Raw genomic sequence first — 20,503 nt, 5'->3', positions numbered from 1 at the left:
AATCGGGGCATGCGCAAGATCCCGACGCTGTTCCGTCGCGACCCCGAAGACCTCCGGCGGGTGACCCGCGAAGTGCACCCCGCGTGCCAGTGGGTGCTCGACGGCCAAGGCGTGCCCACCCGCAAGTACGACGGCACCTGCGTCCGGCTCGACGAGTCCGGCGAGTGGTGGGCACGGCGCGAGGTGAAGCCGGGCAAGAGCGCGCCCGCCGGGTTCGAGGCCGTCCAGACCGACCCGGAGACGGGGAAGACCGTCGGCTGGGAGCCGGTCGCGCAGTCGGCGTTCGCGAAGTTCTTCGACGAGGCCCGCGACGGCCTCGTCGGCGAGGTGCCGGGCACCTACGAGCTGTGCGGCCCGAAGGTCAACGGCGATCCGGAGCAGCTCGGCGTCCACCGGCTGGTGCGGCACGCGACCGCGGAGGAGTTCGGCGATGTGCCGCGCGACTTCGACGGGCTGATGACGTGGCTGCTGGCGCACCCGGAGTTCGAGGGCGTCGTCTGGCACCACCGTGACGGGCGGATGGCGAAGCTCAAGCACCGCGACGCCGCGGCGGTCACGACGGCGTCGTGACCCCGGAAATGCAGTAGTGCTCCTGGATGCGCGTCACCTGCAGTTCGCCGTGCACCGACCGGCTGCCGATGGTGCCGTCGAGCGGGACGCGGATCTCGTCCGCGCCGCTCTGGACGGGTGAGCCGGCGGTGAGATGCGCGTTGCGGCTGCCGAGCGTCCGCACCGCGGCGGCGACGACGCCTTCGGCGGACGCGCAGGCGGCTTGGCGACCGATGACCGCGTCGTCGCCCAGGACGGCGAGGATGAACTTGCCCGCGGCGACGCTGCCCGAGTTCAGGTCGAGCGGCGGGCCGTCGGCGGCGGTCGTGCGGCTGTCCCGGCCGTCGGAGACCAGGAAGCCGGGCGCGACGAACCCGGTGATCAGGAAGATCACGACCAGCAGGCCACCACCGCCGGCGAGCAGGCCGATGAGCAGGCCGTTGCCCTTCTTCGGCGGCGGATAGCCCGGGTAGCCCTGCTGGGGATAGCCCTGGCCCGGGTAGCCCTGCTGCGGGTAACCCTGTTGTGGGTAGCCCTGGCCGGGCTGCTGCGGTGGGTAGCCCTGCTGCGGGTACTGGCCGGGCGGTGGCTGCGGCGGATACGTCAAGGTGGTCCCTCCCCTACGGCGAACCCGGCTGCCCGGTTCGTCCGATCAGCGGCAACCTACCCGGGTGGGCGAAGGAGCCGCAGGGGATCGGTGCGCCGGGGTGGCATTTCGCCCACATTCGCTCGGCTGGGCGGGTGGCGGTGCGTCAGAATGGCGGCATGCCGCAACTGCGCATCGCGCTCGCCCAGGTCAACCCCACCGTCGGTGACCTCGACGGCAACGCCGACCTGCACGTCGAATGGACCCGCCGCGCCGCCGAAGCCGGCGCGCACGTGGTCGTCTTCCCGGAGATGTCGCTGACCGGCTACCCGGTCGAGGACCTCTCGCTGCGCCGCACCTTCGCCGAGGCGTCCCGCCTGGGCGTCGAGGCGCTGGCGCGCCGGCTGGACGACGCCGGCTGCGGCGAAGTGCTGACCTACATCGGTTATCTCGACCTCGACGAGGCCGGCCCGCGCGACGCCGCGGCCGCCCTCTACCGCGGCGAGGTCGTCGCGCGGCAGTTCAAGCACCACCTCCCGAACTACGGCGTCTTCGACGAGCACCGCTGGTTCAAGCCGGGCACCACGCTCGACGTCGTCCGGTTCCGCGGGCTCGACATCGGCATGGTCATCTGCGAGGACATCTGGCAGGACGGCGGGCCGATCTCGGCGCTGGGCCGGGCGGGCGTCGACCTCGTCGTGGCGCCGAACGCGTCGCCGTACGAGCGGTCCAAGGACGAGCAGCGGCTGCCGCTCATCGCCCGGCGCGCCGCCGAGGCCGGGGCGCCGCTGGTCTACACCAACCAGGTCGGCGGCCAGGACGACCTCGTGTTCGACGGCGACTCGCTCGTCGTCGGCGCGGACGGCACGGTGCTGGCGCGCGCGCCGCAGTTCGTCGAGCACCTGCTCGTGCTGGACACCGACCTCGCCGCGGGCGGGCACGCCGGGGACGGCGAGCTCGACGGCCTGCACGTCCGGCGCCGGGTGCTGAGCGAAGAGCCGCTGCCCGCGTACGAGCCGACGGCGTCACCGGTGATCAGCGAACCGCTCGCCGACGAGGCCGAGGTGTGGGCGGCGCTCGTCGTCGGGCTGCGGGACTACGTGCACAAGAACGGCTTCTCGTCGGTGACGTTCGGGTTCTCCGGCGGCATCGACTCGGCCGTCTGCGCGTCACTCGCGGCGGACGCCTTGGGCGGCGGCAACGTCTACGGCGTCTCGATGCCGTCGAAGTACTCGTCGGGGCACTCGAAGGACGACGCGGAAGACCTCGCGCGGCGGATCGGCGCGCACTACCGGGTCGAGCCGGTCGAGGACATGGTGCGCGTCTACGTCGAGCAGCTTTCGCTGACCGGGCTCGCCGAGGAGAACATCCAGGCGCGCACCCGCGGCATGCTCCTGATGGCACTGTCCAACCTGGACGGTCACCTCGTCCTCGCCACCGGCAACAAGACCGAGCTGGCCGTCGGGTACTCCACGATCTACGGCGACGCGGTCGGCGCGTTCGCCCCGATCAAGGACGTCTTCAAGACGCACGTGTGGCAGCTGGCGCGGTGGCGCAACGCAGAGGCGTTGAAGCGGGGCGAAACCCCGCCGATCCCGGAGAACTCGATCTCCAAGCCGCCGTCGGCCGAGCTGCGGCCGGGCCAGATGGACTCCGACTCGCTGCCGGACTACGCGCTGCTCGACGACATCCTCGACGACTACGTCGAGGGCGACCGCGGGTACGCCGACCTCGTCGAGGCCGGGTTCGCGCCGGAGATCATCGACCGAGTGGTGCGGATGGTCGACAAGGCCGAGTACAAGCGGCGCCAGTACCCGCCGGGCACGAAGATCACGCTCAAGGCGTTCGGCCGCGACCGCCGGCTCCCGATGACCAACGCGTGGCGCGAGGGCAAGGCCTGACGCTCCTCCCGCTCTTCCCGCGGCAAAAGCCGTGAAGGCCTCCTTACCGGCTCTTATGGCCGGGAAGGGGGCCTTCACGGCTTTCAGCTCAGCGCGACCTGGCGGCCTTCCGGGGTGCGGACGGCGGCGTTCAGGGCCGCGCGGTCGGCGCGCCGGACGAGCAGCTCCAGGCCCAGCGCGTCCGTCACCGCGAGGACCGAGTCCGGGTCGGGGTGCGCGCCCGTCACCATGAGCAGCGGGAGGGACGGCAGGCCGCGCGTCGTCGGGTGCGGCGTGGTGCCCCAGTCGATGAGGAACGGCGTGAGCGTGCCCGGACGGCTCGGCGGGGTCAGCCGCCAGCGCAGCAGTTCGCCGTCGGCTGTCTCGCGGGACATCTCGATCGCGTCGCCCGGGTCGAAGCCGTGGGCGCGGGCGTGCGCGATCGTGGCGTCGAGGTCCGTGGTGCGCACCGCCCAGGCGACCAGGGCCGGCTCGGTGAGGTCGTCGATGCCGAACGGCCGGGGTTGCGCGGGCGGCGGCTGCGCCGGATCCGGGCCGATCACCTCCAGGTAGGCCCCCGCGCCGAGGTCGGCGAGGTGGTTGGCCGTGCCCAGGCCGACGTGACTGCCGCCGGGCGCGGGCGTGACGCCGGTGAGTTCCTTGACGCGCGCGACGGCCTCGGCGAGGTCCGGTCCGGCGTAGACGAGGTGGTCCAGCACCGGCACATCATCCCGTGGCCGGGCCGCGGCCGACAGCCTCCCTTCGGTCGTAGGCTGAGCGCATGACTGTGGGGTTCACGGTGTTCGACACAACCATCGGGCCGTGTGGGCTCGCGTGGCGCGACGACGTCGTGATCGGGACGACGTTGCCGGACGGCAACGCTCCCGGGACGCGCGCCAAGCTGGCCCGGTGGTTCCCGGACGCCGTCGAAGGTCCGCCGCCGCCGGCCGTGCGGGCGGCGGTCGACGGGATCGTCGCGCTGCTGGCCGGCGACCGCCGCGACCTGGCCGAGATCGAGCTGGACCTGGCCGCGGTGCCCGAGTTCAACCGGCGCGCGTACGAGATCGCGCGCACGATCCCGCCGGGCAAGACCCTCACCTACGGCGACATCGCGCACCGGCTCGGGATGCCCGGGTCCGCCCAGGCGGTCGGACAGGCCATGGGGCACAACCCGTTCCCGATCGTGGTGCCGTGCCACCGGGTCCTCGCGGCCGGCGGCCGTGACGGCGGGTTCTCGGCCCGCGGCGGAGTCGCGACGAAACGCCGGATGCTCGTGATCGAAGGCGCGCTGGCGGACGAACCGACGCTGTTCTGACCCGCCCGACGCCGTTTCGCGAGTGCCGAGCCGTGATCAGAACGCCGGCACGCGTGATTGCCGGGTCGACACGCGTGATTGAAGGGTCGACACGCGTGATTGAAGGGTCGACACGGCTCGGTCGTCCGGGGACACGGACGGACGACTCGCGTGCCTGGACAGTCGGGTCGCGTGCCTGGGCGGTCGGGTCAGGCTGGTTGGGGGGTGGGCTTCCAGGGCTTCATCCAGGGGGACTCCGGCCAGTTCTCGGCCGCCGCCATCAGGGGGAAGGCCGTGGCGCCGTCGACGTGCTCGCGGATGATGTCCGCGTGGCCCGCGTGGCGGGCCGTCTCCTCGATCAGGTGCAGCAGGACCCAGCGGACCGACCACGCCGGGACGTCGTCCGGGTACCAGGGGACGCCCTTCGGCACCGGGACCGGGCGGCCGAGGTCGTCGATCCGGCCGATGACCTCCGCCGTGCGGGCCGCGACCTCGTCGTAGCGCTCCAGGACGCTCTGCAGCGTCTCCTCCGGGCCCAGCCGGTACGCCTCTTCGTAATCCTGCACGCCCTCGCCGAACGGCTTCTGGGGCAGCTGCAGCGCGATGTCGATCCAGCCGTCCTCGGTACTGGCGACGTGCTTGATCAGCCCGCCCACCGACAGCGCGCTCTTCGTCGGCGTGAGCCTCGCCTGCTCGTCCGTGAGGCCGTGCGCGGCCAGCTTCAGGACGTACCGCTGCTGTTCGAGGTACCGCAGCAGCCCGTCACGCTCGTCGGCCACCGGGGGCACGTTTCCCGCCATGTCGATCTCCTCCTCCGGGAATCGGGAACCCGATGGTCGCATCCGGCACCGACAAAATCCGGAAGAAGCTAGGCCCGGGGAGTGTGCCGCGGCGCGGGCTTGATGAAGGCGTACGCCCCGCCCGTGCCGAACAGCACCGCGCGCACCAGCAGCTGGAAACGGCTGAACACGCCTTCGAACTCGCCGAGCTGCGCGGCGAGCACCACGGCCACCCAGGTCGCCAGCACCAGCACCAGGCCCGCGACGGCGAACCGGCGCCAGCCCGGCGGCCACCACAGCACCAGGCTGATCACCCCGACCAGCAGGATGACGCTCAGCAGCGACGAGATGACCCCGCTGCTCTCCGGGTAGGCGGCCTGGACCAGCACGACGGCGCCGAACACGCTCACCGAGATCGAGCTCAGCCGCGCCGGCCACTGGACCGGGCCGAGCCGGTGCAACGGCGGCCCGGCGAGCAGGAACGCGACGCCCGAAACCGCGAGCAGGACCCGGAACACCGGCGGCCCGGCGAGCAGGGCGTCGGCCGGGTCGCGCACCGGGGACACGCCCGTCGGGACGGCGAACTCCAGCAGCCATCCCGAATAGGCGAGCACGGCCAGTCCCATGAGGAGGGCCGAGGCGATCCGAGCCGTGCGCACGTGGCACACATTAAGCGACCGCTTGCCATTACGCGGCCCCGGCATGATCACGGCGACCCAGTCGTTATGCCTGCGGACGGACGAACGGGAACAGGACCGTCTGGCGGATCGACGCTCCCGTCAACATCATGAGCAGGCGGTCTACGCCCAGGCCGAGGCCACCGGTCGGCGGCATTCCGTGCTCCAGCGCCAGCAAAAAGTCCTCGTCGAGTTCCATCGCTTCGACGTCACCACTGGCCGCGCGCAAGGATTGCGCCTCCAGCCGGCGCCGCTGCTCGATCGGGTCCGTCAGTTCGGTGTAGGCCGTGCCGACCTCCGAACCGAACGCGATCAGGTCCCAGCGCTCGGCCAGCAGCGGGTCGGTCCGGTGCTGGCGGGTCAGCGGCGAGACGTCGGTCGGGTAGTCCGTGTAGAACGTCGGCAGCACGGTCGTACCCTCGACGAGGTGCTCGTGCGCCTTCAGCACGAGGTCGCCGTGGCTCGGGTCCTCCCCGACCGGCACCCCAGCGGCGAGGCAGAACCGGCGCAGGTCCGCCACCGACGTCCCCGAGCCGACGTGCTCCCCCAGCGCCGTCGAGACGGCTTCGTGCACCGGGACGACCGGCCAGTCACCGGAGATGTCGTACTCGACGACCTTGCCGCCGGCGTCGGGCCGGCGCACGACCTGGGCGCCGTACGCCGCTTCGGCCGCGTGCTGGACGAGCTCGCGCGTCAGCTTCCGCATGGTGTCGTAGTCCGCGTACGCCTGGTACGCCTCGAGCATCGTGAACTCGGGGTTGTGGGTGGCGTCGACGCCCTCGTTGCGGAAGTTGCGGTTGAGCTCGAAGACGCGCTCGACGCCGGCCACGCACAGCCGCTTGAGGTACAGCTCGGGCGCGATCCGCAGGTACATCCGCATGTCGTAGGCGTTGATGTGGGTGACGAACGGCCGGGCGTTGGCGCCGCCGTGCACCGTCTGCAGCATCGGCGTCTCGACCTCGAGGTAGTCGGCGTGGTGCAGCCGTTCGCGCACCGCGCGGACCACTGTGGACCGCAGCCGCAGCATGTTCGTCGAGTCCGGGTTGACCGCCAGGTCGAGGTAGCGCTGCCGCACCCGCGTCTCCGGGTCGGTGAGGCCCTTCCGCTTGTCCGGCAGCGGGTGCAGGCACTTCGCGGTGACCGTCCACTCGTCGACGAGCACCGAGAGCTCGCCGCGCTTCGACGTGACGACCTGGCCGCTGACGCCGACGTGGTCGCCGAGGTCGACGCCGGTCCGCCAGCCCGTGAGGTCCAGCTCCGCCGCGTCCAGCATCAGCTGGATCTCGCCGCTGAAGTCCTTGACGCGCGCGAAGCACAGGCCGCCGAGGATGCGCATCGCCAGCACGCGCCCGGCGATCCGGACCCGGTGCCCGGTCGTGGTGTCCGGCTGCAGGTCGCCGAACTTCTTGACGACGTCGCCGATGTGGTCGTCGCGGCGGAACCCGACCGGGTACGGGTCGATCCCGGCCTCGCGCAGCTTGTCGAGCTTCGCGACGCGCACGCGCACCTGCTCGGGCCGCCGCACGGCCTTGGTCGCCGGCACGGCGGCCGACTCCTCGATCTCCCGGACGCGGGCGACGAAGCCGTCGGTGACCGTCTCCAGCCGCAGCGACCGCGACCGGCCGGTCGGGACGAACCCTTCGAGCGCGCCCGCGACGATGCCGACCCGCGGGAGCCGCCGGGCCGAGGAGTAGCAGAGGAACCGCGGTTCCCAGTCCGGCCCGTACTTGGCGTTGGAGCGGTACAGCGACTCCAGCTGGAAGAACCGCGAAGCGACGCTCAGGATCCCGCGCCAGGCGCGCAGCACCGGGCCCGCGCCGATCCGCTCCCCCTCCGAGAAGACCGCGCGGAACATGGCGAAGTTGAGCGAGATCCGCTGCGCGCCCAGTACCGGCCCGGCCGCGACGACCACGGCGATCATGTACTCGTTGAGGCCGTTTTCGGCGTCGCGGTCGCGGCGCATGAGGTCCAGCGAGAGCCCGCGCCGGCCCCACGGCACGAACGACAGCAGCCCGCGCAGCTCGCCGCGGGCGTCGTAGGCCTCGACCATCACGCTGCGGCCGTCGCTCGGGTCGCCGAGCCGGCCCAGCGCCATCGAGAACCCGCGCTCGGTCTCGGCGCCGCGCCAGGCCTGCGCCCGGGCCAGCAGCTCGGCCATTTCGTCGTCGGGGATCTCGCCGTGGCGGCGGACCCGCGAGGTGTAGCCGGCGCGCTCGATGCGCTTGACGGCCTGGCGCACCGAACGCCGTTCCGGCCCGGCGAGGCTGAACTCGCGGACGTCGAGCACGGCCTCGTCGCCGATCTCCAGCGCCCGCAGGCCGGCGTCGGTGTAGGCCTTCGCGCCGCGTTCGCTGGCCCCGAGCACGCCGGGCGTCCAGCCGTAGGTGCGCGTCTCGTCGAGCCACGCGCGCACCGCGTCCGGCCAGGCCTCGGCGTCGCCGATCGGGTCCGCGCTGGCGACGCTGGTGCCACCGAGCACGCGGTAGGTCACCGCGGCGCGGCCGTTCGGCGCGAAGACGACGCTCTTGTCGCGGCGGGTGGCGAAGTAGCCGAGGGAGTCGTCCTCGCCGTGCTCGGCGAGCAGCTCCCGCAGGCGCAGCTCCTCCTGGTCGGTCCGCAGGCGACGGCTGCGCACCCCGCGGAAGAGCATGTACAGCGCGGCCGTGGCGACGACGGTCGCGCTCAGGTCGAGGAAGACGTCCAGCCAGGCCGGCCCCTCGCCGACGCCGATCCGCCGCAGCTGCAGGTTCTCACCGGTGGCGTGGTTGACAACCCACGCGAAGCGCTCCCACGTGTCGCCGAGGTGGCCCGGGAAGGCCTCGCTGAGGCCCCAGCCGACCAGGATGACCACGGCGAAGCCGCCGAACAACATGGTCAGGCCGTCACGCCAGGCACTCGGCGCGAGCCGGGCCGGGAAGGCCGGGCGCAGCGTGAGCAGGAACACGATCAGCCCGATCGAGAGCAGGTCGGCCGCGGTCAGGGCCCACAGCTGCGCCGGGATGTGCCGGACCTGCTTCGGCCCGAGCGTCAGCAGATCGGGTGACCACAGCAGGGTCGCCTGCAGGGCCAGGGTGAGCAGCAGCCCGCCGACCTGGAACAGCACGAGCGTGTAGAGCGCCGCCTTCTTGCGGCGGCGCAGCGCTCCGCCCAGCACCACCAGCAGCAGCACCATGACCAGGCTCGCGCTGGTCGGCACGCTGAGGGCGGAGAAGCCCATGTCGATGCCGTTCATCAGGCGCCCGCGCGGGCCGCCGGTGAGCAGCAGGAGCACCGAAAAGACCGCGGCGAGCTGCACCACGGTGGCGACGATGCCGCCGCTCTTCGCCTGCCAGGCGGGGATGCGCGTGCGCGCGTGCGCGGTGGTACCCATCGTCGCCGTTGTCGCCTTTCGCGGCCGTTCGGTCGCCATGCTCTTCATGACCTCTTCTTGACGTCAGTGAACACAGGTTGGTTGTCCCCCGACATCAACCTGAAGGCTGACGCCGGCTCGTCCCGCCGCACGACGGTGTGAAGCTGGTCGCACGGGGTCGAGGTCGGTGCGGGTGCGTGTCACGCTTTGAGACGCCTCTGCTCCACGACCCGGGGACCTCACCCAGGCCCCGAGGGAAGGACGGTCGACGACGATGTCAGCCACCGAGAAGACCCCCTCCGACGAAGTAGCCGCCCCGTACGGCACCGGATCCGCCGCCCCCGCGGCGCCCAGTCCGGGCCGGAAGGTCCGCGTGCACCACCTGCGTGAGCTCAAGGAACGCGGCGAGCCGTGGCCCATGCTCACCGCGTACGACATGTACACCGCCGCGTTGTTCGACGAGGCCGGGATCCCCGTGCTGCTCGTCGGCGACTCCGCGGCCAACAACGTCTTCGGCTACGACACCTCGCTGCCGGTGACCGTCGACGAGCTGCTGCCGCTGGTGCGGGCGGTGACGCGGTCGGTCAAGCGCGCCCTCGTGGTCGCCGACCTGCCGTTCGGCTCCTACCAGCTCTCGCCGCAGCAGGCGCTGGAGACGTCCGTGCGGTTCATGAAGGAGGGCCGCGCGCACGCCGTCAAGCTGGAGGGCGGCCGCCGGTTCGCCGCGCACGTCGAGGCGCTGACCGCGGCGGGCGTGCCGGTGATGGGTCACATCGGGTTCACCCCGCAGAGTGAACACAACCTCGGCGGCTACCGGGTGCAGGGGCGCGGTGAAGCGGCGGACGTGCTGCTCGCCGACGCGCTGGCGCTGCAGGAGGCCGGGGCGTTCGCGGTGGTGATGGAGATGGTGCCCGCCGAAGCCGCGAAGCGCGTCACCGCGGAGCTGGCGATCCCGACCGTCGGCATCGGCGCCGGGCCGGACTGCGACGCGCAGGTGCTCGTCTGGCAGGACATGGCCGGGCTGCGGCGCGGCAAGGCCCCGCGGTTCGTCAAGCGCTACGCCGACGTCGCGACGGTGCTGCAGGGCGCGGCGACGGCGTTCGCCGAGGACGTCCGCCGCGGTGAGTTCCCGGCACCCGAACACGCTTTCCACGACTAGCCCCGGCCCTTGAACCGCTCGGCCAGTGCCGGGTCGTTCTCCCACCAGAGCCCCGACGTCGATGCGGCGCCCGCGGCGGCTTCTTCGTCCAGCTGGACGTCGATCTGCTTCGCGCGCCGCTCGTCGTCGCGGGCCCAGCGGACGAACAACGCGATGACGAACGGCAGGCCGGCGACGTCGCCACCGATCCACAGCACGCCCGCGCCGATGATCTGGTCGGTGCGCGGGTCCGGGCCCCGGCCCGGGTGCGCCGCCGCGTAGTGCGCCGGTGCGAGCAGCGGGCCGAGCCACAGCACCAGGCCGAGCGCGCCGTCGAAGACGACTTCGGTGAAGGCGATCCACACCGACACCAGGTGCGGGTCCGTGCGCGGCGTCGGGTCGAGCCCGAGGCGCGTCCAGAAGTAGAGGAAGCCGGACAGGACGAGCATCGCCCGGGCCAGTCCGTCGACCACCGGTTCCCGGAGCGTGAGGTCGTAGAGCGGGGTCAGGTAGAGCGCCAGGACCGGGGCGACCAGGGCGAGCGTGATCACCGGGGGGAAGGTCAGCGCGCGGGCCACCGGGCCGCGGCCGTGCCGTCGCAGCCAGCGGCCCGGGGTGACGTCGAGCAGCAGCCGGATCGGTGCGCCCAGGGCCAGCAGCAGCGGTGTGATCATCAGCAGCGTGACGGTCTGGACCGCGCGCACCCAGAAGAACGTCCGGTCGTAGAAGGCCAACGGCGAGCAGGTGACGACGAGGATGGTCGCGAGCCCGGTGAGGAACGCCGTCGTGCGGCCCGGTGGCCACCGGCGGTGGCGGGTCGCCCGGAGGTAGAGCCCGCCCAGGGCGAGCACCAGGAGCACCGCGGGGACGTCGAAGGTCAAGGGCATGTCAGACCGCAAAGAAGATCAGGCTGGCGATTCCGGCGATCACGCAGTAAATCGCGAACGGCGTCAGCGTGCGCGTTTCGAAGTAGCCCGTGAGGAAACGGACGGAAATGTAGGAAGCGACTCCCGCCACCACGCTGCCGACGAGCGCCGGGCCGAGCGAAGCGTGGTTCTCCGGGGCGAACAGCGTCGGCATCTTGAGCACACCGGCGGCCAGGATCACCGGCGTGGCAAGGAGGAACGCGAACCGCGCGGCGTCTTCGTGACCCAATCCGCGACGCAGCCCGGCGACCATCGTGACGCCGGATCGGCTGATGCCCGGCAGCAGCGCGAAGATCTGCGCGGCCCCGATCATGACGGCCTCGCCGACGCCCAGTTTCGCCAGCCGGACGTCGGTCGCCTCCTCGACGGAAACCGCGCGCATGACCAGCGTTTCCTCGGCCGAGAAGTCCACTGTGTCGTCATTCTCTTCGGGACGCCGTCGCGAGAACTTCTCGGCGGCGTAGAGGACTCCGCCGTTGAGCGTGAGGAAGATCGCGGCCGGCACGGGCTTGCCGAGGTAGTCGCGCAGCAGGCCTTCGAAGAGCAGGCCGGCCAGCCCGACCGGGATGGTGGCGAGCACGAGCAGCCACGCGAGCCGCTGATCCGGCGTGCGGACCTCGCGGTCGCGGACCGACGTCCAGAGGCCGGCGATGATCCGGACCCAGTCCTTCCGGAAGAACAGGACCAGCGCGAGCGCGGTCGCCACGTGCATCGCCACGAGCACCGCGAGGTACGGCGAATCCTTGCCGATGCTCAGGTCCTGCTGCCACTGGCCGCCGAGCCAGGCCGGCAACAGGATGCTGTGGCCGAGACTGGACACCGGAAACAATTCCGACACCCCTTGCAAGGCGCCGACGACAATCGCCTCGACATAGGTCACCGCGGACATTCCGTGCCTTTCCGTACAGCGTTTCCTCGACCCCGATACCGGAACGTACCGGCGCATTCGTTAACGGCGGGCAAGGGGGACCTCAACGCTCAGCGTGCGCTCAGCGCGTGTTCACATCCATGAACATCAATCATGTCCTTGACTGGTGTTCGACTTGTGGCTTAGCGTCTAGCCCGTCGCCGCCACGACAAAAGTTCGAACCCTCGACGAGGAGGACGGGAATGCGTGAGCGGGAACTGACCTTCACGGCCGCACCGACGGCCCTCGTGCGCCGCCCTCCGAGATTCGCGCCGGCCCTGCGCTGACGCGTCACGGACTGGGGGCCCGCTCAGCCCGGCGGCGGGGGCGGGCCCCCACTTTTCTCGGTCGCCGTCCCGAGTCCCGGCGGCGGGGCACCTCGAGGCGGCGACCGAGCACCACCTTCTCCCCCGCGGCACCGGTTCCGGCAGAGTGTCGGGCATGGACGAGCTCTACCCGCCGATCGCCGCGCGCGCCGAAGGGTTCCTCGACACCGGCGACGGGCACCGCATCCGGTGCCAGGAGGCCGGCAACCCCGGCGGGAAGCCGGTCGTCGTCCTCCACGGCGGGCCGGGCAGCGGGATCGCGCCGATGGCACGCCGGCACTTCGACCCCGACGCCTACCGGATCATCCTGTTCGACCAGCGCGGCGCCGGGCAGTCCACGCCGGGCGCCGCCGACCTCACGGCCAACACCCTGTGGCACTTGGTCGCCGACATGGAACTCCTGCGCGTACGGCTCGGCATCGAGCAGTGGCAGCTCTTCGGCGGTTCGTGGGGCGCGACCCTCGCACTGGCCTACGCGGAGACGCACCCTTCGCGCGTCAGCGAGATCATCCTGCGCGGCGTGTTCACCGTCCGGCAGAGCGAGCTGGACTGGATCTACCGCGGCGGCGCGGCCAACCTGTTCCCGCGGGAGTGGGAGGCCTTCCTGGCCCCCATCCCCGAAGACCGCCGCGGCGATCCTTTGGCCGCGTACGCCGACCTGCTCGCCGACGCCCGGGTCCGCGACGCCGCGGCGATCGCGTGGAGCAAGTGGGAAGGCGCGACGGTCTCCCTGTACCCGCAGGAGTCTTTCGTGCAGCAGTACGCCGAACCGGCGTTCGCCCTGACCTTCGCCCGGCTCGCGGTGCACTACTTCAGCCACGGGGCCTGGCTGTCGGACGGACAGTTGATCCGCGACGCGGGCAAGCTGGCCGGCATCCCGGGCGTGATCGTCCAGGGCCGGTACGACGCGGTCTGCCCACCGACCACGGCGTACGAGCTGCACCGGGCGTGGCCGGGATCGGAGCTGAAGCTGATCGAGGGAGCCGGCCACGCGGTGACCGACCCGGGCGTCCTGGCGGCTCTGCGAGCCGCGACGGACGGGTTCCGACCGTAGCCCGGCGAACGCTCGGCGCAAGTTGTCGTGAGTGTTTAGGGCGGTTCTAACCGCCCTAAACACTCACGACAAGCCGCGGCAGACCCGGGTACTAGAGCCGGCCGCCGGAAGCGGTGTCGCCCGACAGCCTCTGTGCCAGGTACACCGGGACTGTCGAGGCCACGATCAGGACCGCCGCCACCACGTTCACGATCGGCGCCTGGTTCGGGCGGAACAGGTTGTTGTAGATCCAGATCGGCAGCGTTTCCATGCCCGTGCCCAGGGTGAACGTCGTCACGATGATCTCGTCGAACGACAGCGCGAACGCCAGCAGGCCGCCCGCCAGCAACGCCGACCGCAGCATCGGGAACGTCACCAGCCGGAACGTCGTGAAGCCCGTCGCGCCCAGGTCCATCGACGCTTCCTCCAGGCTGCTGCCCATCCGCCGCAACCGGGCGACGACGTTGTTGAACACCACCACGATGCAGAACGTCGCGTGCGCGATGACCGCCGTCAGCAGGCCCAGGTTGATGCCCAGGATGGTCCGGAACGCGTTGTTCAGCGCGATGCCCGTGACGATGCCCGGCAACGCGATCGGCAAAATAATGAGCAGCGACACCGGGTTCCGGCCGAAGAACCGGTAGCGCTGCAACGCGAACGCGGCCATCGTGCCGAGCACCAGCGCGATCGCCGTCGCCGCCAGGCCCGCCTCGACGCTCGTCCACAGCGCGTTCAGCGCACCTTCGTTCGAGGACGCGCGGCTCCACCATTCGAGGGTGAAGCTCGACGGCGGCCAGCCGAACGTCGTGTCCGCGTTGAACGAGTTCAGCAGCACCACCAGCAGCGGGAAGTAGATCACCGCCAGGCCCAGGCCCAGCGCCGTCCACAACAACACCCGAGACGTCCGCACCGAAGACTCCTAGAGGTTGTCCAGCGCGCCGGTGCGACGCACCGCGGCCAGGTACACGAGCATGATCACCACGGGCACGGTCGCGACCGTCGCCGCGAACGGCAGGTTGTTGGCTGCGCCGATGTTGTCGTAGACGACGTTGCCGAGCATCTGCGACGTGCCGCCGACGATCTTCACCGCGATGTAGTCGCCCAGCGACAGCGAGAACGTGAAGATCGAGCCCGCCACGATCGCCGGGAACGTCAGCGGCAGGATCACCGAGCGGAACGTCCTGAACGAGCGAGCGCCCAGGTCGCCCGACGCGTCCACCAGCGAATCCGGCAGCCGTTCGAGGCCCGCGTAGATCGGCAGGATCATGTACGGCAGCCACAGGTACGACAGCGTGATGATCGTCGCCGTGACGCCGTAACCGGGCGACAGCCAGCTCAGGGCACCGTTGCCCGACAGCATCGACCGCCACGCGTACGCCTTCACCAGGTAGCTCGCCCACAGTGGCGTCATCACGGCGATCACCAGGATCCGCCGCGCCCGCGGCGACGCCAGCTTGGCCATCGCGAACGCCATCGGGAACGCGATGACGGCGTCGATCACCGTGACCAGCGCCGCGATCCCGACCGTGCGGAAGGTGATCGTGCGGTACACCGCGTCGCTGAACAACGTCTTGAAGTTGTCCAGCGACCACTCGATGACGACCTGGCCGGTGAACGCGTCGGTGTGCCAGAACGCCGTGACGAACAACGCGGCCAGCGCGCCCAGGTAGGCCAGGCCGAGCCAGAGCAGCGGGGCCGAGAGCAGGAAACCCAGGCGCAGCTTCGGTTTCCGGTAGAAGAAGGCCGAGAGCGCGGTCATGTCAGCCCTTGATCTCGGTCCACGCCTTGGTCCACTCGCCGTAGTCCTTGCACTTGACGTCCGTGCGGCCGTCGAGGCACTGCGGGATCGGCGTGGTCCAGTACGCGATCTTCGACGCATACGCCGAATCGCTGGCGTGGTAGGTGTCGCAGAGCGTCTTGTCCGTCATCTCCGCGCACGCCTTGGTGTTCGCCGGCGCCTCACCGAAGTACTCGGCGACCTGGGCGTTCACCTTCGGGCTGACGATGTAGTCGAGCCACTTGTACGCGCACGTCTTGTGCGCCGACTTCGCCGCGACCATCCAGGTGTCCGACCAGCCCGTCGCGCCTTCGCTCGGCACGGCCGACTCCAGCGGCGCGCCCTCGCCCTTGGTCAGGTTGACCGTGACCTGCCAGGCGGTGCCGACGACGGCGTCGCCGTTCTTCAGCGCCTGCGACTCCTTGAGGTAGTCCGACCAGTACTCGCTCACCAGCGGCCGCTGCTGCTTGAGCAGGTCGACGGCGGCGGCGAACTGCTTGTCGTCGAGGGCGTACGGGTTCTTGATGCCCAGGTCCGGCTGGTGCGCCATCAGGTACAGCGCGGCGTCGGCGATGTAGATCGGCGAGTCGTACGCGATCACCTTGCCCTTGTACGGCGAGTTCGCGTCGAACATCACCGACCACGAGCTCGGCGCCGGCGTCACCTTGTCGGTGCGCCAGGTCAGCAGGTTCGCGCCCCAGCCGTGCGGGATGCCGTAGGCGACACCGGCGACGCTGTTCCACGACTTGTCCTTGAGGAACGGCTGGACGTCGGCGTAGTTCGGCACGAGCGCGGTGTTCACCGGCTCGACGTCACCCGAGGCGACCAGCCGCAGCGACGCGTCCCCGGACGCCGAGACGACGTCGTACTGGCCCGTCTTCATCAGCGTGACGGCCTCGTCGGACGTCCCGAACGGCTTGACGTTGACCTTGCACCCGGTCTGCTGCTCGAACGGCGTGACCCAGTTGATCTTCGGGTCGTTCGAGCCGTTCTCCGCGTACCCGGGCCAGGCCAGCACGTTGAGCTGGCCCTCCGGCTGCCCGAGCGCCTTCAGCGCCTCCAGCTTCGGCGGGGTGAACCCCTGCGCGCCGGGCGGCGCGGACGCACTCGTGCCCGACGTGCCACATGCAGCGACCAGCAGGCCGGCGCCGACGATTCCGGCAAGCCGCGTCTTCCTGTTCTTCATGGCGAACCCTCCACTCGGAAGCTGTGTTCGTGGCGCCAGCTCAGCCGGACGCGGCCGGCCGCCAACGCGCCGTCGGTGTTCTGCCGGACGACCGAAAGCCGGCCGCCGGCGTCGAGCGCGACGGCGTACCGCACGGTCGCGCCCGCGTAGACGACGTCGGTGACCGTGCCGGTCGCGCTGGTCTCCCCCGCCACCGCGGGCTCGGACAGCTCGTCGTCGATGCGGATCTTCTCCGGCCGGATGCTGTACAGGCCCGGCCGGCCGATCACCGACTCGGCGCCGCGCCCGCCCAGCAGGTTCGACGTCCCGACGAAGCCCGCGACGAACGCGCTCGCGGGCCGTTCGTAGACCTCCTCGGGTGGCCCGACCTGCTCGATCCTGCCGTCGTTGAAGACCGCGATCCGGTCGCTCATGGTGAGCGCCTCGTCCTGGTCGTGGGTGACGAAGACGAACGTGATGCCGACGTCGCGCTGGATCTGCTTGAGCTCCAGTTGCATCGCCTGCCGCAGCTTGAGGTCGAGGGCGCCGAGCGGCTCGTCGAGCAGCAGCACCTTCGGCCGGTTCACCAGCGCGCGGGCGAGCGCGACGCGTTGGCGCTGCCCGCCGGAGAGCTGCGACGGCTTGCGGGAGCCGTAGTCCTCCAGCCGCACGGTCTTGAGGGCCTCGAGCGCCCGCTCGCGGCGTTGCTGCTTCGGGACGCGCTTCACGCGCAGGCCGTACTCGACGTTCTGCTGCACGGTCATGTGCGGGAACAGCGCGTAGTCCTGGAACACCGTGTTGACGTCGCGCTCGAACGGCGCCAGCCGGCTGACGTCCCGGCCGGCCAGCTCGATCGTGCCCTCGGTGGGCAGCTCGAACCCGGCGATCATGCGCAGCACCGTCGTCTTGCCGGAGCCGGACGGGCCGAGCATCGAGAAGAACTCGCCGGGCGGGATGTCGAGGTCGACGCCGTCGACGGCGTGGACGTCACCGAAGTGCTTGCGCAGCCCGGAAAGCCGGACGGCGGGCTGGTCGTCGTCACTGGCCGACGCGGGTTCGGCCCGGGTCTCGGAAGGTGCTTGGTTCGGCATCGCCAGCCTCACAGGGCACTCATGACGTGCTTGATCCGGGTGTAGTCCTCGAGGCCGTACAGCGAGAGGTCCTTGCCGTAGCCGGACTTCTTGAAGCCGCCGTGCGGCATCTCGGCGACCAGCGGGATGTGCGTGTTGATCCAGACGCAGCCGAAGTCGAGCTTCGCCGCGAAACGCATCGCGCGCTGGTGGTCGCGGGTCCAGACCGAGGACGCGAGGCCGTACTGGACGGCGTTCGCGTCGGCCAGGGCTTCGGCCTCGTCGGAGAACCGCTGGACGGTGATGACCGGCCCGAAGATCTCGTTCTGGCTGATCTCGTCGTCCTGCTTCACGCCGGATACGACGGTGGCCTCGTAGAAGTAGCCTTCGTCACCGACCCTTCTCCCGCCACAATGGACGGTCGCGTGCTTCGGCAGCCGGTCGATGAACCCGGCCACCTTGTCCAGCTGGGCCGCGTTGTTGAGCGGGCCGTACGCGACGTCTTCGGCGTCCGGCTTGCCGGTCTTCGTGCCCTCGGCCTGGCGGGCCAGCGCGCCGACGAACTCGTCGTGCACCTCGTCGGCGACCAGCACCCGGGTCGCGGCCGTGCAGTCCTGGCCCGCGTTGAAGTAGCCCGCGACGGCGATGGCCTCGGCGGCGGCTTCGAGGTCGGCGTCGCCGAAGACGATGACCGGCGCCTTGCCGCCCAGCTCCAGGTGCACACGCTTGACGTCGTTCGCGGCGGACTTGGCCACCTCGATGCCCGCCCGGACCGAGCCGGTGATCGACACCATGGCCGGGATCTCGTGCTCGACCAGGGCGCGGCCGGTGTCGCGGTCGCCGCAGACGACGTTGAACACGCCCGGCGGCAGGAACTCCCCGGCGATCTCGGCGAGCAGCAGCGTCGACGCCGGGGTCGTGTCGGACGGCTTGAGCACGATCGTGTTGCCCGCGGCCAGCGCCGGCGCGATCTTCCAGATGGCCATCAGCAGCGGGTAGTTCCACGGCGTGACCTGGGCGCAGACGCCGATCGGCTCACGGCGGACGAAGGACGTGTGGCCTTCCATGTACTCGCCCGCCGAGCGCCCTTCGAGCACGCGAGCGGCCCCGGCGAAGAAGCGAACCTGGTCCAGGACCATCGGGATCTCTTCGGCCAGGGTCAGCGCGACCGGCTTGCCGGTGTTCGCGGATTCGACGCGCACGACCTCGTCGGCGCGGGCTTCGAGCGCGTCGGCGATCTTCAGCAGGGCGAGCTGGCGCTGGGCGGGCGTCGTCGCGCGCCAGGTCTCGAACGCGGCGGCCGCGACCCGCAGCGCGTGGTCGACGTCGTCGGGCCCGGCGATCGGCGCGGTGCAGTAGGGGCGCCCGGTGACCGGGTCGGTGATCTCCGCCGTCCGGCCCGACTTCGACTCGACGTACGCGCCGCCGATGTAGTGCTTCAGCTCCTGCACGGTGCCTCCATCGGGGGTTCACGGGAGCTAAAACATATAAGTTCATATGTAATAGGACAAGCGGATCAGGCAAGATTGGTGCGAACGGGTTCTCGGACGGCCGAAGGGGCACGATGCGCCAGGGGATGTCGCACAGCGCGCGCTCCGCCATGTTCGCCCCGCTCGGGCAGGTCGGGCGGGCGGAGGCGGTGGCGGCGCGGCTCGTCGACGCCATCACCCTCGGCCTGCTCGCCGACGAGGAACAGCTGCCCAGCGAGGCCGACCTGGCCGCGCAGTTCGGCGTCTCGACCGTGACGGTCCGGGAGGCGCTCGTGGCGCTGCGGCAGCAGGGCCTGGTCGAGACGCGGCGGGGGCGCAGCGGCGGCAGCTTCGTCCGCACGCCCGCCAACCCGCCCGCGGACGTCTGGCGCGAGCGGCTGCAGGAGGTGTCGCTGTCCGACCTGCGCGACGTCGGCGACCACTACCTCGCGATCGCCGGGGCCGCCGCGAAGCTCGCCGCCGAGCGCAGCTCCCCCGAAGACGTCGAGCGCCTGCGCCTGGCCACCGACGACCTCCGCACGGCCCGTGGCATCGACTTCACGCGGGCGGAGCGCCAGTTCCACCTGGAGATCGCGGCGGCCGCGCAGTCGCCGCGGCTGACGCACGAAGAGGTCCAGCTGCAACGGGAGCTGGGCGGCCTGCTGTGGCTGCCGCTCGGGGCTCATCCGCACGAGGAGCACGCGGCGATCACCGCGGCGATCGCGTCGGCCGACGGCGACCTGGCCCGCAAGCTCACCGAGGAGCACCTCCTCGGCGCCCTCGACCGGCTCGCGGACGTGCACCTCGACCTGCTCACCCCCTAAACTCGGCATACTCCGCGCATCGAGGTGAGCCCCGTGACCGACACCCGCACGCTGGCCGGCGACGAGGTCGTCGAGCACGTTTCCGCTTTGGTGGAAGGGGTTTTCGACCGGCTGAAGCCGCTTCTGGCGGCCGCCGAGTCGGTGCTGGCCGACACTCCGGCCGCCTCGGCGTTGCACCGGATCCGCCCGGCCGTCACCGAGGCCCTCGGCGGGCTGATCGTCGGCGCGGGGTTCGTCAGCGCGCCGCGGGTGCTCGCGGACTCGGAGTTCGGCTTCGAGTGGTGGACCGGCTCTGCCGGCGAGCCGCCGTCCCAGTTGTTCATCAGCCTCGACCCGGGCAGCGAGAACTTCCTGGACTACACGCGCCAGTCATGGTTCACGGTCCCGCGCGACTCCGGGCGCCGGCACATCAACGGCCCGTACGTCGACTACCTGTGCACCGACGAGTACACGCTGACGTTCACGATCCCGGTGGTGTCGGCCGGCGCCTTCGCGGGCGTGGTGGGCGCGGACGTGTACGTGCGCGAGTTCGAGCGCGCGGTCCGCCCACGGCTGCGGTCACTCGGCCGCGGCGCGGCGTTGCTGAACGCGCAGGGCCGGGTGATCGTGTCCAACAGCGTCCGCCAGGCGACGGGATCGCTGGTGCGCGAGGTAGACGTCCCGGCGTGGTGGTCGTCGGGCGCGCAGCCTGGGCCAGCGCTGCGCCGGTGCGGGGACTCGCCGATCGTGCTCGTGAGTGGTAATTCGGGTTAGA

19 protein-coding genes are annotated in these 20,503 nt (G+C 71.0%); 7 read left to right on the top strand and 12 right to left on the bottom strand.

The genetic code is table 11. The features are described 5' to 3' along the window. Positions 1-9 precede the first annotated feature (9 nt). Positions 10-570, top strand: coding sequence for an RNA ligase 1 family protein (locus OHS58_RS43575; RefSeq protein ID WP_328646168.1), 561 nt, complete (start codon positions 10-12; stop codon positions 568-570). Here OHS58_RS43575 and OHS58_RS43570 read toward each other — a convergent pair. Beyond that, positions 554-1,156 carry a hypothetical protein gene (locus OHS58_RS43570; protein WP_328646167.1) on the bottom strand — a complete coding sequence of 201 codons (603 nt, stop codon included), beginning with the start codon at positions 1,154-1,156 and terminating at the stop codon, positions 554-556. The two genes, OHS58_RS43575 and OHS58_RS43570, sit on opposite strands and share 17 nt — an antisense overlap. Before the next feature lie 158 nt (positions 1,157-1,314). Here OHS58_RS43570 and OHS58_RS43565 point away from each other — a divergent pair, with 158 nt between their 5' ends. After that, a complete protein-coding gene (locus OHS58_RS43565; protein WP_328646166.1) occupies positions 1,315-3,036 on the top strand; it encodes an NAD+ synthase in 1,722 nt (573 codons plus the stop codon). Between the two features lie 83 nt (positions 3,037-3,119). Here OHS58_RS43565 and OHS58_RS43560 read toward each other — a convergent pair whose 3' ends face one another. Continuing rightward, positions 3,120-3,734: a VOC family protein gene (locus OHS58_RS43560; RefSeq protein ID WP_328646165.1), complete on the bottom strand. Its 615-nt coding sequence runs from the start codon at positions 3,732-3,734 to the stop codon at positions 3,120-3,122. 62 nt (positions 3,735-3,796) lie between these two features. Here OHS58_RS43560 and OHS58_RS43555 point away from each other — a divergent pair, with 62 nt between their 5' ends. Further along, positions 3,797-4,330 (top strand): methylated-DNA--[protein]-cysteine S-methyltransferase, encoded by a 534-nt coding sequence (locus OHS58_RS43555; RefSeq protein ID WP_328646164.1) that lies wholly within the window; start codon positions 3,797-3,799, stop codon positions 4,328-4,330. Positions 4,331-4,518: 188 nt separating this feature from the next. Here the strand turns inward: OHS58_RS43555 and OHS58_RS43550 are convergent, their stop codons facing one another. The 3 genes from OHS58_RS43550 to lysX all read right to left on the bottom strand — a co-directional run bounded on the left by OHS58_RS43550 (position 4,519) and on the right by lysX (position 9,135). Then, on the bottom strand, positions 4,519-5,109 hold the full coding sequence (locus OHS58_RS43550) for a DinB family protein (protein WP_326955768.1): 591 nt from the start codon (positions 5,107-5,109) through the stop codon (positions 4,519-4,521). A gap of 68 nt (positions 5,110-5,177) precedes the next feature. After that, positions 5,178-5,747, bottom strand: coding sequence for a hypothetical protein (locus OHS58_RS43545; protein WP_328646163.1), 570 nt, complete (start codon positions 5,745-5,747; stop codon positions 5,178-5,180). Positions 5,748-5,811: 64 nt separating this feature from the next. Continuing rightward, positions 5,812-9,135, bottom strand: a complete 3,324-nt coding sequence (gene lysX / locus OHS58_RS43540; RefSeq protein WP_328649949.1) for a bifunctional lysylphosphatidylglycerol synthetase/lysine--tRNA ligase LysX — start codon at positions 9,133-9,135, stop codon at positions 5,812-5,814. 253 nt (positions 9,136-9,388) lie between these two features. Between lysX and panB the strand changes: the two genes are divergently transcribed. Next, positions 9,389-10,273, top strand: a complete 885-nt coding sequence (panB, locus tag OHS58_RS43535; protein ID WP_247061218.1) for a 3-methyl-2-oxobutanoate hydroxymethyltransferase — start codon at positions 9,389-9,391, stop codon at positions 10,271-10,273. On the opposite strand, the gene OHS58_RS43530 is transcribed toward panB, so the two are convergent. Both OHS58_RS43530 and OHS58_RS43525 read right to left on the bottom strand, forming a co-directional pair. Next, positions 10,270-11,139: a cytochrome c oxidase assembly protein gene (locus OHS58_RS43530; RefSeq protein ID WP_328646162.1), complete on the bottom strand. Its 870-nt coding sequence runs from the start codon at positions 11,137-11,139 to the stop codon at positions 10,270-10,272. The genes panB and OHS58_RS43530 overlap by 4 nt on opposite strands. Before the next feature lies 1 nt (position 11,140). Beyond that, complete coding sequence (locus tag OHS58_RS43525) at positions 11,141-12,067, bottom strand: undecaprenyl-diphosphate phosphatase (protein WP_328646161.1); 927 nt, start codon at positions 12,065-12,067, stop codon at positions 11,141-11,143. Positions 12,068-12,526: 459 nt separating this feature from the next. Between OHS58_RS43525 and pip the strand changes: the two genes are divergently transcribed. Further along, positions 12,527-13,465: a prolyl aminopeptidase gene (pip, locus tag OHS58_RS43520; protein WP_328646160.1), complete on the top strand. Its 939-nt coding sequence runs from the start codon at positions 12,527-12,529 to the stop codon at positions 13,463-13,465. A 91-nt stretch (positions 13,466-13,556) separates the two neighbouring features. On the opposite strand, the gene OHS58_RS43515 is transcribed toward pip, so the two are convergent. From OHS58_RS43515 to OHS58_RS43495, 5 genes are read right to left on the bottom strand one after another with little or no spacing between them, the layout of a single operon-like run. Beyond that, positions 13,557-14,354, bottom strand: a complete 798-nt coding sequence (locus OHS58_RS43515) for an ABC transporter permease (RefSeq protein ID WP_328646159.1) — start codon at positions 14,352-14,354, stop codon at positions 13,557-13,559. A 9-nt stretch (positions 14,355-14,363) separates the two neighbouring features. Next, positions 14,364-15,203, bottom strand: coding sequence for an ABC transporter permease (locus OHS58_RS43510; protein ID WP_328646158.1), 840 nt, complete (start codon positions 15,201-15,203; stop codon positions 14,364-14,366). 1 nt (position 15,204) lies between these two features. Beyond that, complete coding sequence (locus OHS58_RS43505) at positions 15,205-16,407, bottom strand: ABC transporter substrate-binding protein (RefSeq protein ID WP_328646157.1); 1,203 nt, start codon at positions 16,405-16,407, stop codon at positions 15,205-15,207. Next, entirely contained in the window at positions 16,404-17,477 is a 1,074-nt protein-coding gene (locus OHS58_RS43500; protein ID WP_328646156.1) for an ABC transporter ATP-binding protein, read from the bottom strand. The genes OHS58_RS43505 and OHS58_RS43500 overlap by 4 nt, the downstream gene beginning before the upstream one ends. Before the next feature lie 8 nt (positions 17,478-17,485). Next, positions 17,486-18,907, bottom strand: a complete 1,422-nt coding sequence (locus OHS58_RS43495) for a gamma-aminobutyraldehyde dehydrogenase (RefSeq protein ID WP_328646155.1) — start codon at positions 18,905-18,907, stop codon at positions 17,486-17,488. 113 nt (positions 18,908-19,020) lie between these two features. Here OHS58_RS43495 and OHS58_RS43490 point away from each other — a divergent pair, with 113 nt between their 5' ends. Continuing rightward, positions 19,021-19,749, top strand: coding sequence for a FadR/GntR family transcriptional regulator (locus OHS58_RS43490; RefSeq protein WP_326946412.1), 729 nt, complete (start codon positions 19,021-19,023; stop codon positions 19,747-19,749). A 33-nt stretch (positions 19,750-19,782) separates the two neighbouring features. Then, positions 19,783-20,502, top strand: coding sequence for a cache domain-containing protein (locus OHS58_RS43485; RefSeq protein ID WP_328646154.1), 720 nt, complete (start codon positions 19,783-19,785; stop codon positions 20,500-20,502). The last annotated feature ends 1 nt before the right edge of the window (position 20,503 follow it).

The sequence above is a fragment of the Amycolatopsis sp. NBC_00348 genome (genome assembly GCF_036114655.1).
Taxonomy (GTDB): domain Bacteria; phylum Actinomycetota; class Actinomycetes; order Mycobacteriales; family Pseudonocardiaceae; genus Amycolatopsis.
Note: the sequence above shows the minus strand (reverse complement) of the source record. Positions and strands in the feature narration are given on the sequence as shown.